This window comes from Brevundimonas sp. NPDC046655, from assembly GCF_044901625.1.
Classification (GTDB): domain Bacteria; phylum Pseudomonadota; class Alphaproteobacteria; order Caulobacterales; family Caulobacteraceae; genus Brevundimonas.
The window spans coordinates 39,769-54,331 of record NZ_JBJDPV010000003.1 but is presented as its reverse complement, the minus strand read 5'-3'; the positions used below and the strand labels follow the sequence as shown (position 1 = coordinate 54,331).

Sequence of the window (14,563 nt, the reverse complement as noted above, 5' to 3'; positions counted from 1 at the left end):
GTCGCATTCCGAAGCGAGACAGATGGAAAAATCCGTGTGAGACAGGACGGCATGAGCATCTTCGAGATTCCCGCCCAGCCCGGCATTCTGCCCTTCCAGGGCATCGAGACCCTGATCGCTGTCGGCGCGATCAAGTCCGACACCCCCTTCGACCACGACCAGGTGCAGCCGGCGAGCCTGGACCTGCGCCTTTCGAACCAGGCCTGGCGCGTGCGCGCCTCCTTCCTGCCCGGCCAGCGCAAGGTCGAGGACCGCATCAACGACGTGGAGATGCACGCCATCGACCTGTCGGGCGGCGTCGTGCTGGAAAAGGGCTGCGTCTACATCGCCCGCCTGCAGGAGCGCCTCAGTCTGCCCAAGGGCCTGAACGCCCGCGCCAACCCGAAAAGCTCGACCGGCCGCGTCGACGTCTTCGTGCGCCTGCTGACCGACAAGGGCGGCAGCTTCGACGACGTGGACGAGGGCTATGACGGCCCGCTCTATCTGGAGATCGCGCCCCAGACCTTCTCCATCCTGGTCAAGCCGGGCACCCGTCTGAACCAGCTGCGCCTCAAGGCCGGCGAGCCGCCCAAGCTGGAGACCCGCAGCGTCGGCGTCGACCTGCGCGCGGGCGACAACGGCGTCGTCGGCTATCGCGGCCGCCGCCACGCAGGCGTGGTCAACATGGACCACATCGACGGCCACGACCCGCGCGACTTCTGGGAACCCCTGACCCTGCGTCGCGGCGAACTGCTGCTGGATCCGGGCGAGTTCTACATCCTGGCCTCGTCGGACGATGTGGAGATCCCGGTTGATCAGGCCGCCGAGATGACCCCGATCGACCCCTCGGTCGGCGAATTCCGCGTCCACTACGCCGGCTTCTTCGACCCCGGCTTCGGCACGGACGAGGCCCACGGCGCCGGCTCCAAGGGCGTGCTGGAGGTTCGCACCCACGACACCCCCTTCCTGCTGGAACACGGCCAGATCGTCGCCCGCCTGGTTTATGAGCCGCTGACGGAACGCCCGACCCGCCTCTATGGCGAAGGCGGCAGCCACTATCAGAGCCAGGGCCTGAAGCTGTCGAAACACTTCCGCCCCTGGGGCTGATCTGCCCTTCTCCCCTTGAGGGAGAAGGTGGGCGCCGGAGGCGCTCGGATGAGGGGTGTGAGCGCCGCGGTCGAAGGATCGCGGCGCTTTTCTTTTGCCTGCCTAGCCACAGAGCGGCGGCGCCGACACCCCTCATCCGTCATGCTTCGCACGACACCTTCTCCCTCAAGGGGAGAAGGATTTAGGTCAGCCGGTTCGCCTTCCTCAGGCTGGGGAAGACCTTGGCCCAGATGCCGGTCGCGGCCAGAGCCCCGACCCCGCCGAACACCGCCGCTCCGATGGGACCGAGCAGGCGCACCATGACGCCGGAATAGGCCTCGCCCAGTTCGTTGGAGGCGCCGATGAACAGCATGGACACCGACGATACCCGTCCGCGCATGTGATCCGGCGTGGCCAGCTGGATCAGGGTCTGGCGAATGTTGACGCTGATCATGTCGGCGGCCCCGCCGATGAACAGAACCGCGCCCGACAGCCAGACGCTCTTGGACAGGCCGAAGATCAGGGTGCAGATCCCGAACACAGCCACAGCCGCGAACATCCAGCGCCCCCCGTGCCGCACGATGGGAAAGCGGCTGAGGTAGAGGGCCATGAGCAGGGCCCCGACTCCGAAGGCGGCGCGCAGCAGGCCGAAGCCCTGCGGCCCGACGTGCAGGATGTCGCGCGCGAAGATCGGCGTCAGCAGGGCCACCCCCGCCAACAGGACCACGACCAGGTCCAGCGAGATGGCGCCCAGGACGATCTTGGTCTTCCAGACATAGGCCAGGCCTTCCTTGACCAGATCCAGCGGCCCCACGCCCGTCTCGACGAACTGCGGCTTGCCCCGGGTGCGGATCAGCAAGAAGCAGCCGATGGCGACCAGGAAAAGAGCCATGGCCGAGGCGTAGGCCCAGGGCACCGCAAACCCGACGATGACCCCGCCCAGCGCCGGGCCGGCAATGGCCCCTGTCTGGAAGGCGATGGACTGGGCCGCGATGGCCGGCGGCAGGGCCTTGCGCCCCACCACCATGGGCAGGAAGGCCTGGCTGGCCGGGGCGAGGAAGGCGCGCGCCGCGCCGAAGACGGCGGCCACCGCCAGCAGCCCCCACAGCGGCGGCGCGCCGTGCAGGGCCATGGCGAGAAAGGCCAGGGCGCACAGACTCTCGATCACGATGGACAGGGTGACGGTGTGCTTGCGGTCGCGCCGGTCGGCCATGGCCCCGGCCGGCAAGGTGAAGGCCAGCAGCGGCAGGAACTGACACAGGCCCACCAGCCCCAGATAGAGGCTGGCTTCGGCGATAGGATGGTCGCGACGGGCGATCTCATAGACCTGCCACAGCAGGGCCGAGGACTGGATCTGGATGCCCAGGACCGCCGCCACGCGCCCGACCCACAACAGGCGGAAATCGCGAATGGCCCAGGGGCTGGACGGGCCGCCGTCGTGCGAACCAGGGGGCAACGGCGGCTGGGGCGGAACGGTCGGGGCGGTGTCTACGGATTCAGTGGTCACGTTCTTCGGGGCGTCTTCGGATAGGGCGTTCCGTCGCGATGGAAGTAGCGGTCGGCGCCCTTGGGGAGGATCATGTCGATGTCGGGATAGTCGCAGGCGTCGTCAGCCGGGCAGCGCGAACCGACCTCCAGCAGCACCGCGTCACGGTCGCTGCGGTTCTCGATCTTGTGGCCGTTGGCGACCCCCGCCTTGAAGCCGGCGCAGTCGCCGGGACGCAGCACCGTCTCGCCGTCCTCCTCGACCAGAACCACCTCGCCCTCGACCACCCAGACGAACTCGTCCTCGGCGCTGTGCCAGTGGCGCTGGCTGGACCAGGCGCCGGCGGGCAGGCGCAGCAGATTGACCCCGAACTGGTCCAGGCCGACCGCGTCGCCCAGCCGCCAGCGCCGCCGCGACTTGCACGGGGCGGCGAATTCCTCCGGGTAGCCGGTGCCATGCCCGGTCGGCGCAGTTTCGATGTCGATCTTCGGCACGGTTTCGGGCCTTCTCGCGGATGCGGGATATGCCTAAAGCATAGAGCCCATGAGCGCCGCATCACATTCCGTCATTGATCCTGTCGAACTGACCCGCGACCTGATCCGCATTCCCTCCGTCACCCCCGCCGACGAAGGGGCGATGGACGTGCTGGAACGCGCCCTGACCGGCCTGGGCTTCACCTGCCGTCGCATGGTGTTCGAGGGCCCTACCGGCGTGGGTCATGACGCCCGCATCGAGAACCTCTACGCCCGACGCGGCACGGCCTCGCCTAATCTCTGCTTCGCGGGCCACACCGACGTGGTGCCGACCGGCGACGTCGCCGCCTGGACCGCCGCCCCCTTCGAGGGCGAGACCCGCGACGGCATCCTCTACGGACGCGGCGCCGTGGACATGAAGGGCGGCATCGCCGCCTGGGTCGCCGCCGTCTCGCGCGTGCTGACAGACGGCGACGTGCCCGGCTCCCTCTCCTTCCTGATCACCGGCGACGAGGAAGGCCCGGCCCTGCACGGCACCAAGCGGGTGGTCGAGGCCCTGGCCGCCGAGGGCGAGGTGATCGACGCCTGCGTGGTCGGCGAACCCTCTTCGGCCCACCATCTCGGCGACATGATCAAGGTCGGACGGCGCGGCTCGCTCAACACCTGGATCACCGTCCACGGCAAGCAGGGCCACGTCGCCTATCCCGACCGCGCCGCCAACCCGGCCCCGGTCGTGGCCAAGCTGCTGGCCCGCCTCGACGCCCACGTCCTCGACACGGGTTACCCGGAATTTCCGCCGTCGAACCTCGAGATCACCACCATCGACGTGGGCAATCCGGCGACCAACATCATCCCCGCCGAGGCGAAGGCCCGCCTGAACATCCGCTTCAACCCGACCCACACCGGCGACGGGCTGATCGACTGGCTGAACCGCGAGGCGGGCCTCGTGCAGGCCGAGACCGGCCTGCGCATCGAACTGGAGCACATGTGTTCGGGCGAAGCCTTCCTGACCGAGCCGGGCGTCTTCGTCACGGCGGTGCAGGACGCGGTGGAGGCGACGCTGGGCCGTCGCCCCGAGGCCTCGACCACGGGCGGCACCTCGGACGCCCGCTTCATCCGCGCCCTATGCCCGGTGCTGGAACTGGGCCTGGTCGGCCAGACCATGCACCAGATCGACGAGCGCGTGCCCGAGGCCGAGTTGCGCGCCCTGACCGACGCCTACCAGGCCGTCATCACCACGGTGTTCGAGCGGCTGGAGCAATAATTCGACGGGTCATGTCACAGGCGGGCGGCCTGTCTCGTCATGGAGGCGACGCGCAATCAGGCGCTGAGGAGAGATGACATGACCCCGCGTATCGCCAGCCCCTTCAAGGTCGCCCCCGACGCCTATCAGGCCATGATCAAGCTGGAGCAGACCATCGGCGCCAGCGGCCTGGAACACAGCCTGCTGGAACTGCTGAAGACCCGCGTCTCGCAGATCAACGGCTGCGCCTTCTGCCTGCACATGCACACCGCCGACGCCCGCAAGGCTGGCGAGAGCGAAGTCCGGCTGCATCTGCTGGCCGCCTGGCGCGAGGCCTCGCTCTATACCCCGCGCGAGCGCGCCGCCCTGGCCTGGGCCGAGAGCCTGACCCGGATCGAACAGACCCAGGCCCCGGACGCCGACTATGAAATCTTGAAGGCCGAGTTCAGCGAGGCCGAACAGGTCAACCTGAGCTTCGCCATCGGGGCGATCAATGTGTGGAACCGTCTGGCGGTCGGCTTCCGCCTGGCCCATCCTGCGGAACCGGCGCGTGTCGCGGCCTGATCCCGCCACCGAGGTCTTCGAGGCGCACCGGCCCCGGCTGGCGCGCCTCGCCTACCGCATGCTGGGTTCGCTGGCCGAGGCGGAAGACGTGGTGCAGGATGCCTGGCTGCGCTGGAGCCGGATCGATCCGGCCGAGATCCGCGAACCCGCCGCCTGGCTGACGCGGACCACGACGCGGCTGGCGCTCGACCTGCTGAAATCCGCCCGCGCGCGGCGCGAGACCTATGTCGGCTCCTGGCTGCCCGAGCCCCTGATCACGGGGCCAGAGGCGGACGCCGAGACCTTCGCCGACGACCTGACCCTCTCGCTGATGACCGCCATGGAGCGGCTGTCGCCGCTGGAGCGCGCCGCCTTCCTGCTGCACGACGTGTTCGAGGTCGGCTTCGACGAGGTGGCGGCGACCCTGGACCGCGATCCCGCCTCGGTGCGGCAACTGGCCAGCCGCGCCCGTCGCCATGTGCAGGAGGCGCGCCCCCGCTACGCCGTCGAACCCGAGGAGGGCGAACGGATCGCTCGCGCCTTCTTCGACGCCTCGCGGTCCGGCGACCTGGCGGCCCTGGGCGCCCTGCTGGCGGAAGGGGCGACCCTGAGAGCCGACGGCGGCGGCAAGGTCATCGCCTTCCACAACCCGATCCACGGCGCCCGCAAGCTGCTGCGCCTCTTTGCCGGCCTGAACCGCAAATACGGCGCCGAGGCCTTTGAGATGATCCGCCCCATGTGGATCGACGGCCTGCCCGGCTATGTCAGCCTGGAGCGCGGCCGAGTGTTGCAGACGACCGCCCTGGCCATCGAGGACGGGCGGATCGTCGACATCTTCATCACCCGCAACCCGGACAAGCTGGCGCGCGTCGCCGCCCTGCTGGACCTGCCCGGCCGCGAAGCGGCGAACTAGGCCTCGCCCGCCGCCTCCAGCCGGGCGATGCGGCGATCCATGTCGGCGACCTGATCCTTCAGGCGCTGCTTTTCCGAGGCCATATCGACGGGCGTGCCGTCCTCATAGGTCAGTTGCGCGCCCTTCTCGATCAGATCGAGGCGGTACAGGGCGGTGACGCGCGTCGCCTTGAAGCGCTCCAGTTCGCTGTCCTTGTCGAGGGTCATCAGACCGCCGCCACGACGATGATCTCAACCAGGTAGTCGGGCGAGGCCAGCTTGCCTTCGCTGGTGGCGCGGGCGGGCGGATTGGCCTTGTCGACCCAGGCGTCCCAGACGGCGTTCATGGCCTCGAAGTCGGCGATGTCGGCCAGCCAGATGGTGGCCATCAGGATGTTGGACTTGTCGGTGCCGGCCTGGGCCAGCAGGGCGTCGATCTCGGCCAGCGTCGTCTTCGTCTGGGCCGTGATGTCGTCGCCCGGCTCGCCGACCTGACCGGCCAGATAGACGGTGTTTCCGTGGATGACGGCCTCGCTCATGCGGGCGCCGGGCTGGATGCGGGTGATCATGGGGAGGCCTCTTGAAATCAGGCCACCGGCTTAACCCAGCATCATCTCCATCACCAGAAGGGCCGCGAGGAAGACCGCCGCAAAGGCGATGCAGAAGAAGACGAGGTCGCGCGGTCGGCCGCGTGCGGGCTGATTGGCGGCGGGCGGCAGTTTAACCGGCAGGCGCGACATCGGCTTTTCCTCGTCAGACGCCCGAGGATGCGCCGCCCATGCTTACCCCTTGATAAACAGAAACAATCAGTTTTGTTGTCGCTCCAGGAAGCGGAGCGCGCTGAAGACGTGGGCCTTCACGCCCAGCGGCAACACCTTCTCATTGACGTCGAACTCCGGCGAGTGATTGGGCGCCGCTGTCGCCGGATCAACGCCGTCCGGGCTGCCGCCCAGGTGGTAGAAGACGCCGGGAACCGCGCGCTGGAAGTAGCTGAAGTCCTCGGCCACCGTGGTCGCGGGCGTGGCGGGATTGACCTTGCCGACCCCCGCAGCCTCCTCCAGCACCGGCGCCAGCCAGGCCGAGAGCGCCTCGTCGTTGAAGACCAGAGCCGCATTCTGCCGAACGGAGAAGTCGGCGGTCGCGCCGTAGGCTTCGGCCACATGGTCGATGGCCGCCTCGGCCCTGGCCACCAGGGTGTCGCGCTGGGCGACATCGAAGGTGCGCAAGGTGCCGCTCAGCGTCGCGCGGTCGGGAATGATGTTGTAGCGCACGCCCGCGTCCATCGTCGCGATAGTGAAGACCGTCGGCGTTGTGGTGGGATCGATGGTGCGCGCCGTCAGGGTGTTGACCGTCTGAACGACATTGGCGGCGGCGGAGATCACGTCGACGCCCTTCCACGGCCAGGCCCCGTGCGTCTGCTTGCCGTGCAGGACGATGTCGACCCGATCCGAGGCCGCCATGAAGCCCTGCGGTCGATAGAAGATGGTGCCCGGAGCGCCGGGCACGACATGAAGGCCGAAAATGGCCTCGGGCGCCGGGTCCTTCAGCGCGCCCTCCTGGATCATCAGGGCGGCCCCGCCCAGAGGCTCGCCCGGAGGCGCGCCTTCCTCGGCCGGCTGGAAGATGAAGACGACCGTGCCGCTGATCTGTTCCTTCATGCCGGCCAGAACCTCGGCGGCTCCCATCAGCATGGCGACGTGGGCGTCATGGCCGCAGGCATGGGCCACCGGCACGGTTTCGCCCATGTAGGTTCCCGTGGCGGTCGAGGCGAAGGCCAGCCCCGTCGCCTCCTTGACCGGCAGGGCGTCCATGTCGGCGCGCAGCGCCACCGTGCGGCCGGGGCGCGCCCCGCGCAGCACGCCGACCACGCCTGTCTTGCCGACCCCGGTGCGGACCTCCATCCCCAGCGACCGCAGATGGTCGGCGACCACGCCGGCGGTGCGTGTCTCGGCGAAACCCAGTTCAGGATGCTGATGCAGGTCGCGCCGCCAGGCCACGACCTCGGGCATGACCCGATCCACCGCCGCCGAAACCGTCGCCTGCGGGACCTGGGCGGCGGCGGCGCCCGCCGACAGGAGCACCAGGACGGCGGACAGGCTCAAGCATGGGCGGACGGTCATGGCGGGCTCCTCTTTGTGAAGATCATGTTGCGCGGGCGAACCCTGCTTGTGCAAGCCGTCGCGAACGCCGATCTTCAGGCCATGAGCAAGACGCCCAAAACCTTCAAGGTGTCGAAAACCCGCTGGAACGAGGTGGTTCTGGTGTGTCGAAAATGCTCGAAGAAGCTGGACGGCGGCTTTGGTCCCGACGGCGACAAGACCTTGAAGAAGGCCCTGCGCCGCTATCTGCATGCGGGCAAGGGGCGCAAGGCCGACCTGGCCGTGGTCGGCGCAGACTGCTTCGACGTCTGCCCGAAGAACGCCGTGGTGGCCGTCAACGCCCGCCGCCCCGAGGAACTGCTGATCGTGCCCGCCGGGGCCGACCTGTTCGAGGTCAAGGCGCGGCTGGGTCTGGACGACGGACGCCGCCTCAAGCCGCCCTTGCCCGCGCCCGCCGCCGAGACGACTTCCTAAAGTCGAAAAGCCGTGTCAGAGGCAGATCATGGACACGACCCGTATCGAGAAGCGTATCGGCGTGAACGCGCCGTCGGACCGCATCTGGGAGATCCTCAGCGATCTCGAGAACTGGCATAGCTGGAACCCCTATGAGACCGGGGTCGCCGGCGCCCTGGCCTTTGGCGCCGGCATCAGCCTGACCGAGGCCCTGCCCGGCATGGCGGAACGCCAGGTCCAGGCCCGCCTCGGCGACTGGCAGCCCTACGCCCAGCTGGTCTGGGCCGAGAAGCGCGGCTTCATGTTCAACGCCATCCGCTACTATGAGATCGAGGAGTTGGAGCGCGGCAACTGCATCGTCGCCAACGGCGTGATCTTCTCGGGCCTGCGCGGCGAACTGTTCCACGACAAGCATCGCAAGCTGATCCGCGGCGCCTATGAGGACATCGCCGAAGCGCTCAAGCGCGCCGCCGAGGGATGAAGACGCGGGCGGCTCAGCCGCCCTTCATCATGTCCTGAATGTTGATGATCGCCGGTCCCAGGATGACCACGAACAGCACGGGCAGGAAGAAGACGATCATCGGCACGGTCAGTTTGGCCGGCAGGGCGGCGGCCTTTTTCTCTGCGGCGGCCAGACGCAGTTCGCGATTTTCCTTGGCCATCACCCGCAGGGCGGAGCCCAGCGGCGTGCCATAGGTCTCGGCCTGGGTCATGGCCGTGGCGACGGCGCGGATGCCGGGATGATTGGTCCGCTTGGCCATCCCCTCATAGGCCATGCGCCGGTCGGGCAGATAGGAAAGCTCGGCCGACAAGAGGCTGAGTTCCTCGGCCAGTTCGATCGACTGGCCGCCGACCTCCTGGCTGACCTTCTGAATCGCCGCCTCGATGGACATGCCCGACTCCACGCAGATCAGCAGCAGGTCGAGGGAGTCGGGGAAGGCCGCCACAATCGACTGACGCCGTGAAGCGATGCGGTTCTGGACATAGATGTTCGGGGCGTAGAAGCCCGCCGCCGCTGCGAACACCAGGACGCAGAGCTTCAGCGTCAGGGTCATGCCGAAGTCGTTGACCACGAACAGGTAGAGGCCCGTCAGCACCATAAAGATAAAAGGCGTGGCGAAGCGGAAGAAGTAGAAGGTGGTCAGAGGACGGGGCCCACGGAACCCCGCCTGGATCATGTTCTCGGCGACCTTGGGGTCTTCCAGCAGCTGGGTCAGGTTCAGACGGTCGACGACGCGCTTCTTGAAGCCTTCATCCGAGTGACGCAGCGTGGCCGGGCTGCCGGCGCCGCCCTTCATGGCCTGCCGCGAACGGCGCTTCAGCTCCTCGCGGCGCTCGCCCACCGCCTTCATGCGCTTGTCGAGACGCGCCCCCCCCGTGAAGGAGCTCAGCAGCGTCAGAACGCTGGCGAAGACGGCGACGCCCACGCCGATGCTCAGCAGGTTCTGAGGGTCGGTGATAAATCGCAAAAAGCTGTCCACGGCGTCCTCCCCCTCAGAACTTGAACGAGATCATGCGCTTCATCATGAAGATGCCGCAGCCCATCCAGAGCCCCGCCCCCAGAAGCATCGCCTGACCGCGCATGTCGGTGAACAGCAGCATCATGTAGGCCGGGCTGGAGATCATCACGAGGATCATGACCACCGGCGGCAGGGAGCCGATGATGCCGGCCGAGGCGATGGCTTCCGACGACATGGCCTTGATCTTTTCACCCATCATCCGCCGCGCCCGAAGCACCGACGTCAGGTTGCCGAGCGCCTCGGCCAGGTTGCCGCCGCTCTTCTGCTGGATGGCGATGACGATGGCGAAGAACTTCAGTTCAGGAACCGGCATGCGCTCGAACATCTTGTCCAGCGCCTCACTCAGCGTCATCCCGACGCCAAGCCCTTCGACCAGAAGCTGGAACTCTCCAGCCAGGGGCTGCGGGCTCTCGCGCGCGATGATCTTGAAGCAGTCGTGGACGGGCAGGCCGGTCTTGATGCCGCGCACCAGGATGTCGACGGCGTCGGCGAAGGCGAGCGAGAACTGCTTCATCCGCTTCTTGCCCCTCATGCTCACGACCCAACGGGGCATGCCCAGCCCCATGGCCACGCCGACGCCCAGCGCCAGCAGGGGATTGAGGCCGAGCACGAAGGCCGCGGCGGCGCCGATGACGCCCAGGACCACGCTGATGATGATGAAGGTGCGCAGGCTGATCGGCAGGTCGGCCTGCTTGAGCTTGGCGCTCAGGGTCATGCGCGCCTTGCGGTCGCGCCGATCAACCTCCTGCAGCTGCTGCATGATCTGCTTGCGGCGCGCCTCGGGCGTGTTGACCACGGCGGCGCGCTTGCCGGCCGGTTCAGCCTTGGCCGCGCCGATGGACTTGGCGCGCTTGACCGCCTGGGCCGACGTATCGTCCCCGCCGACAAGAACCCAGCCCACGCCGCCGATGGTGATGAAGGCGAGGAACGCCGCGAGAATGGGAAGCATCAGGCCCTACTCCGCCGCGTCCAGGGCTTCGGCCAGTTCGCGCTCCAGCCCGTAATAGCGCGCGCGGTCCCAGAAGCGCGGACGGGCGATGCCGGTCGAACGGTGACGGCCGGTGATCTTGCCGTGAGCGTCCTCGCCCGTGATCTCATAGACGAACAGGTCCTGGGTGACGATGACGTCGCCTTCCAGGCCCACCACCTCGGTGATGTGGGTGATGCGGCGCGAGCCGTCGCGCAGACGCGCCGCCTGGATGATGACGTCGACCGAACCGACGATCATCTCGCGGATGGTCTTGGACGGCAGACCGTAGCCGCCCATGGTGATCATGGACTCCATACGGCTGATGGCTTCGCGGGGCGAGTTGGCGTGAAGCGTGCCCATCGAGCCGTCGTGGCCGGTGTTCATGGCCTGCAGCAGGTCAAAGGCCTCCGGGCCGCGGACCTCGCCGACGATGATGCGTTCGGGACGCATCCGCAGACAGTTCTTGACCAGATCCCGCATGGTGATCTGGCCCTGACCCTCCAGGTTGGGCGGACGGGTTTCCAGACGCACGACGTGCGGCTGCTGCAGTTGAAGCTCGGCGGCGTCCTCGCAGGTGATGACGCGCTCGGTCGGGTCGATGAAGGCCGTCAGGGTGTTGAGCAAGGTCGTCTTGCCGGAACCCGTACCGCCCGAGATGACCAGGTTGCATCGCGCCGCGCCGATGACGCCCAGGACACGCGCGCCCTCGGGACTGATGGAGGCGTACTCCACCAGGTTCTTCATCGTCAGCTTGTCTTTCTTGAACTTACGGATCGTCAGCGTAGGACCGTCGATGGCCAGCGGCGGGGCGATGACGTTGACGCGCGAGCCGTCGGGCAGGCGGGCGTCGCAGATCGGGCTGGATTCATCGACGCGACGGCCGACCTGCGACACGATCCGTTGGCAGATGTTCATCAGCTGGGTGTTGTCGCGGAAGCGGACGTTGGTCAGTTGCACCTTGCCGCCGACTTCGATGAAGACCCGCCCGGCGCCGTTGACCATGATGTCGGCGATGTCGTCGCGCGCCAGCAAAGGCTCCAGCGGGCCGTAGCCGAGGACATCGTTGACGATGTCCTGGACCAGGTGCTCCTGCTCGGCCACCGACATGGAGACGTTCTTGATCGCCACCAGTTCGGCGACGATGTCGCGGATTTCCTCGGACGCCGTCTTCTGGTCCAGCTGGGCCAGTTGGGACAGATCGATGGTGTTCATCAACGCGTTGAAGATGGTCGTCTTCGTGGCGTGATAATAGTCGGACTGCTCGCGGACGATCTCGGCGACCGCCTGGGCCTTCTTCAGTTGCTCCAGACCGGCCGTGGCGCGCGGCCCCTTGACCGGGCCGCCCGGCGCGGGCGCGGCGGGCGCGGGCTGCGGGCGGGCGGCCAGGGCGTCCAGCCGATCACCGCTTTCAGGCGCAGCGCGCGCAGGCGCTTCCAGTTCTTCAAGCGAAAATCCGTCGACCGGCTCGAGCGGGCGCGTAACCGCCGCCGCCGGCTGGGGAGCCGGCGCGGGTCGCGGGGCGACCGCGACGCCGGGCTGGGCGGTGCGCTTGCCGAACATGGCCTCAGCGCTTCTTGCTGAACAGAGAGGCGAGCAGAGAGCCGCCCTTCTTGGCCGGCGCCCCCCCGCCCTTGACGGGCGAGGTCGGCAGTTCGCGCCGAGACACAATCTGAGCCAGGGTTTCGAAGGCCTCCGCCGACTTGGTCTTGGCGCCGGCCTCAACGATCATCTGACCGTTGTTGGCGGCCGCGCCGAACACCTTGGCGTCAAAGGGAATAATCAGGCTGGGATGGATGCCCAGGGCCGAGCCGAAGTCCTTGGCCGGGATTTCGGGACGTCCCGGCACGCCGACCTGGTTCAGCACCAGACGCGGAGGGGCGTCGTTGGGACGGCCCTGCTTGATCAGGTCGATCATGTTCTTGGCGTTGCGCAGGCTCGCCAGATCGGGCGTCGCCACGATCACCACCTCGTCGGCCGAGATCAGGGTCTTGCGCATCCAGCCCGACCACAGGTGCGGCAGGTCCAGCACCACGAAGGGCGCTGTCGAACGGATCCGCGTGGTCACCTCCTCGAAGGCGTCCGGCTGAATATCCCAGTCAGCGTCCAGAGTGGCGGGGGCCGCGAACAGGCTCAGCTTGTCCGTGCAGCGGACCATCATCCGGTCCAGCAAGGTGGCGTCCAGACGGTCCGGCTGGCTCAAGGCGTCGGCCACCCCGCCAAGCGGATCCTGATTGAAGTCCAGACCGGCGGTGCCGAACGGCAGGTCGTAGTCGACGATGACGGTGTTGACGCCGATCCGCTCGCTCATGGCGTAGGCGGTGTTGTGGGCCACGGCCGAGGCCCCGGCCCCGCCACGCGCGCCGACGAAGGCGATGGAGCGCCCGACGAAGGGCTGGGCCGGGTCAGCGAACAGGCCGCCGATGGCCGAGATCAGCTGCAGCGGCTGGACCGGCGCGACCAGATACTCGCTGACGCCGCGCCGCATCAGCTCGCGGAACAGAAGGATGTCGTTGGTGGCGCCGATGATCACCACCTTGGTGCCCGCGTCGCAGACCTCGGCCAGCTGGTCGATCTCCCAGAGCAGGGTCTGGGCATCCTTCATGCTTTCGACGACGATCAGCGGCGGGGTTGGCTCCGACCGATAGGCTTCGATGGCGGCGGCCACGCCGCCGACCCGGATCTGGGTCGTGGCCCGCGACATGCGGCGGTCCTGTCCCGCGCGCTCTGCCGAAGCCAGGGTGTCTTGACGCTCCGCGAAGACGTGAACGGCGATGCGCGGGATCGACACCTCGACCGAGGCGCCCGATGCGATCGACAGGCTGGACGGCTCATAGGTCGCCAGAACGGGGGACGAGGGCGCGACCGGAACGGCCGCTTCCTCCAGAGAAACCTGCGACGCCGACGCCACGACCACAGCGGCCGCCGCCGTCTCCGTCTCGGCCACCAGTTGGCCGACGGGATTATAGGAAGCCGCTGCATCCGCAGACGGCTCGACCGCGTCGAACTGCGGCGCGAACGGCAAGGACTCGACCGGCGTCGCCGCGACGGCATCGACGAACTCGTCATCCATCTCGAACGCGTCCAGCGAATCGAAATCCTGTGCGGCGAAGGGCTTGGTCATCTGCATCACTCCACAGCGCGGGAAACACGCGTTCCCATGACCAGTTCTTCGCGACCGGCCGCAGTGGGCTCGCCCTTGACGTACTTATCGAACACCACGGCGCGGCGCTGAGCGTCGGCGGGGGTCATGGCCCTCGGCGAAACGATGTCGCGAGGATCGGCGATCTGAGCCGCCAGATTGGCGGTAACCGCGCACCCGAAGTTCGCGGCCGACTGATTGTCGCCGGTGCGGGTCAGGCTGCCCCACTGGGTTCCGCATTGCGGCACAGCGGCGCGCACGGTCTCGAACCCGGCCAGGATCGGCGCCCGGGGATCGGGTCCGGCATAGCTGACGACGCGGATCATGTGGTCCGGCGCGCCGGCGGCCACCAGCCCCGCCTTGACGTTCCACGCCGCTTGCTGGGCGACGGGATCGCCTCCGGCCGGAGCTTCGACCACAAGAGCCGAAGCGCCTTCGACGGCGAAGCGCGCCACCAGATCGGCCAGCGCGGCCTGCTGGGCGCCGGACAGCCCGGTCTCGTGCACGGCCAGGGCGATACGGTCCAGGCCCGGCTCGACCTGCAGGCTGTATCGCGAGGTCGGCGTCAGCGGGGCCTCGCCGCCCAGGCTGGCGGGGCCGCCCGCGCAGCTCCCCAGCAACAGGCCGCCGAAGGCCAGGGTAGTCGACAGGGTGACGAGGGATTTGGCGGTTCGGGTCATG

At 68.0% G+C, this 14,563-nt stretch carries 17 protein-coding genes; 6 read left to right on the top strand and 11 right to left on the bottom strand.

Annotated elements, in window-relative coordinates:
• The first annotated feature begins 51 nt into the window (after nt 1-51).
• Nucleotides 52-1,086 carry a 2'-deoxycytidine 5'-triphosphate deaminase gene (locus tag ACI2KI_RS10030; RefSeq protein WP_312064211.1) on the top strand — a complete coding sequence of 345 codons (1,035 nt, stop codon included), beginning with the start codon at nt 52-54 and terminating at the stop codon, nt 1,084-1,086.
• A 181-nt stretch (nt 1,087-1,267) separates the two neighbouring features.
• Here the strand turns inward: ACI2KI_RS10030 and ACI2KI_RS10025 are convergent, their stop codons facing one another.
• Nucleotides 1,268-2,521 carry an MFS transporter gene (locus ACI2KI_RS10025; RefSeq protein WP_404620249.1) on the bottom strand — a complete coding sequence of 418 codons (1,254 nt, stop codon included), beginning with the start codon at nt 2,519-2,521 and terminating at the stop codon, nt 1,268-1,270.
• Nucleotides 2,522-2,568: 47 nt separating this feature from the next.
• Nucleotides 2,569-3,045 (bottom strand): cupin domain-containing protein, encoded by a 477-nt coding sequence (locus ACI2KI_RS10020; protein WP_404619707.1) that lies wholly within the window; start codon nt 3,043-3,045, stop codon nt 2,569-2,571.
• Nucleotides 3,046-3,094: 49 nt separating this feature from the next.
• Here ACI2KI_RS10020 and dapE point away from each other — a divergent pair, with 49 nt between their 5' ends.
• From dapE to ACI2KI_RS10005, 3 genes are all read left to right on the top strand, one after another.
• On the top strand, nt 3,095-4,288 hold the full coding sequence (gene dapE, locus ACI2KI_RS10015) for a succinyl-diaminopimelate desuccinylase (protein WP_404619705.1): 1,194 nt from the start codon (nt 3,095-3,097) through the stop codon (nt 4,286-4,288).
• Between the two features lie 78 nt (nt 4,289-4,366).
• The gene (locus ACI2KI_RS10010) at nt 4,367-4,831 is read left to right on the top strand and encodes a carboxymuconolactone decarboxylase family protein (RefSeq protein ID WP_404619703.1); all 465 of its coding nucleotides are present in this window, start codon (nt 4,367-4,369) and stop codon (nt 4,829-4,831) included.
• Complete coding sequence (locus ACI2KI_RS10005; protein ID WP_404619701.1) at nt 4,818-5,723, top strand: sigma-70 family RNA polymerase sigma factor; 906 nt, start codon at nt 4,818-4,820, stop codon at nt 5,721-5,723. Before ACI2KI_RS10010 ends, ACI2KI_RS10005 begins: the two co-directional genes overlap by 14 nt.
• On the opposite strand, the gene ACI2KI_RS10000 is transcribed toward ACI2KI_RS10005, so the two are convergent.
• The 4 genes from ACI2KI_RS10000 to ACI2KI_RS09985 all read right to left on the bottom strand — a co-directional run bounded on the left by ACI2KI_RS10000 (nt 5,720) and on the right by ACI2KI_RS09985 (nt 7,821).
• Entirely contained in the window at nt 5,720-5,929 is a 210-nt protein-coding gene (locus tag ACI2KI_RS10000) for a hypothetical protein (RefSeq protein WP_404619699.1), read from the bottom strand. The genes ACI2KI_RS10005 and ACI2KI_RS10000 overlap by 4 nt on opposite strands.
• The gene (locus tag ACI2KI_RS09995) at nt 5,929-6,270 is read right to left on the bottom strand and encodes a RidA family protein (protein ID WP_404619697.1); all 342 of its coding nucleotides are present in this window, start codon (nt 6,268-6,270) and stop codon (nt 5,929-5,931) included. The genes ACI2KI_RS10000 and ACI2KI_RS09995 overlap by 1 nt, the downstream gene beginning before the upstream one ends.
• Nucleotides 6,271-6,300: 30 nt before the next feature.
• Nucleotides 6,301-6,441 (bottom strand): hypothetical protein, encoded by a 141-nt coding sequence (locus ACI2KI_RS09990; protein WP_292085258.1) that lies wholly within the window; start codon nt 6,439-6,441, stop codon nt 6,301-6,303.
• 66 nt (nt 6,442-6,507) lie between these two features.
• A complete protein-coding gene (locus tag ACI2KI_RS09985) occupies nt 6,508-7,821 on the bottom strand; it encodes an amidohydrolase (RefSeq protein ID WP_404619695.1) in 1,314 nt (437 codons plus the stop codon).
• Nucleotides 7,822-7,902: 81 nt separating this feature from the next.
• Here ACI2KI_RS09985 and ACI2KI_RS09980 point away from each other — a divergent pair, with 81 nt between their 5' ends.
• A complete protein-coding gene (locus ACI2KI_RS09980; protein ID WP_404619693.1) occupies nt 7,903-8,274 on the top strand; it encodes a hypothetical protein in 372 nt (123 codons plus the stop codon).
• Nucleotides 8,275-8,302: 28 nt separating this feature from the next.
• A complete protein-coding gene (locus ACI2KI_RS09975) occupies nt 8,303-8,734 on the top strand; it encodes an SRPBCC domain-containing protein (RefSeq protein WP_292085254.1) in 432 nt (143 codons plus the stop codon).
• A 13-nt stretch (nt 8,735-8,747) separates the two neighbouring features.
• On the opposite strand, the gene ACI2KI_RS09970 is transcribed toward ACI2KI_RS09975, so the two are convergent.
• Genes ACI2KI_RS09970 through ACI2KI_RS09950 form a run of 5 tightly spaced genes read right to left on the bottom strand, consistent with a single transcriptional unit; the run spans nt 8,748 to nt 14,562 of the window.
• On the bottom strand, nt 8,748-9,734 hold the full coding sequence (locus tag ACI2KI_RS09970) for a type II secretion system F family protein (RefSeq protein ID WP_292085251.1): 987 nt from the start codon (nt 9,732-9,734) through the stop codon (nt 8,748-8,750).
• A 13-nt stretch (nt 9,735-9,747) separates the two neighbouring features.
• Nucleotides 9,748-10,722, bottom strand: a complete 975-nt coding sequence (locus tag ACI2KI_RS09965) for a type II secretion system F family protein (protein ID WP_404619691.1) — start codon at nt 10,720-10,722, stop codon at nt 9,748-9,750.
• Between the two features lie 6 nt (nt 10,723-10,728).
• Nucleotides 10,729-12,303 carry a CpaF family protein gene (locus ACI2KI_RS09960; RefSeq protein WP_292085247.1) on the bottom strand — a complete coding sequence of 525 codons (1,575 nt, stop codon included), beginning with the start codon at nt 12,301-12,303 and terminating at the stop codon, nt 10,729-10,731.
• Nucleotides 12,304-12,307: 4 nt separating this feature from the next.
• The gene (locus tag ACI2KI_RS09955) at nt 12,308-13,864 is read right to left on the bottom strand and encodes a CpaE family protein (protein ID WP_404619689.1); all 1,557 of its coding nucleotides are present in this window, start codon (nt 13,862-13,864) and stop codon (nt 12,308-12,310) included.
• Between the two features lie 5 nt (nt 13,865-13,869).
• Nucleotides 13,870-14,562: a CpaD family pilus assembly protein gene (locus tag ACI2KI_RS09950; protein WP_404619687.1), complete on the bottom strand. Its 693-nt coding sequence runs from the start codon at nt 14,560-14,562 to the stop codon at nt 13,870-13,872.
• Nucleotide 14,563 lies beyond the last annotated feature (1 nt).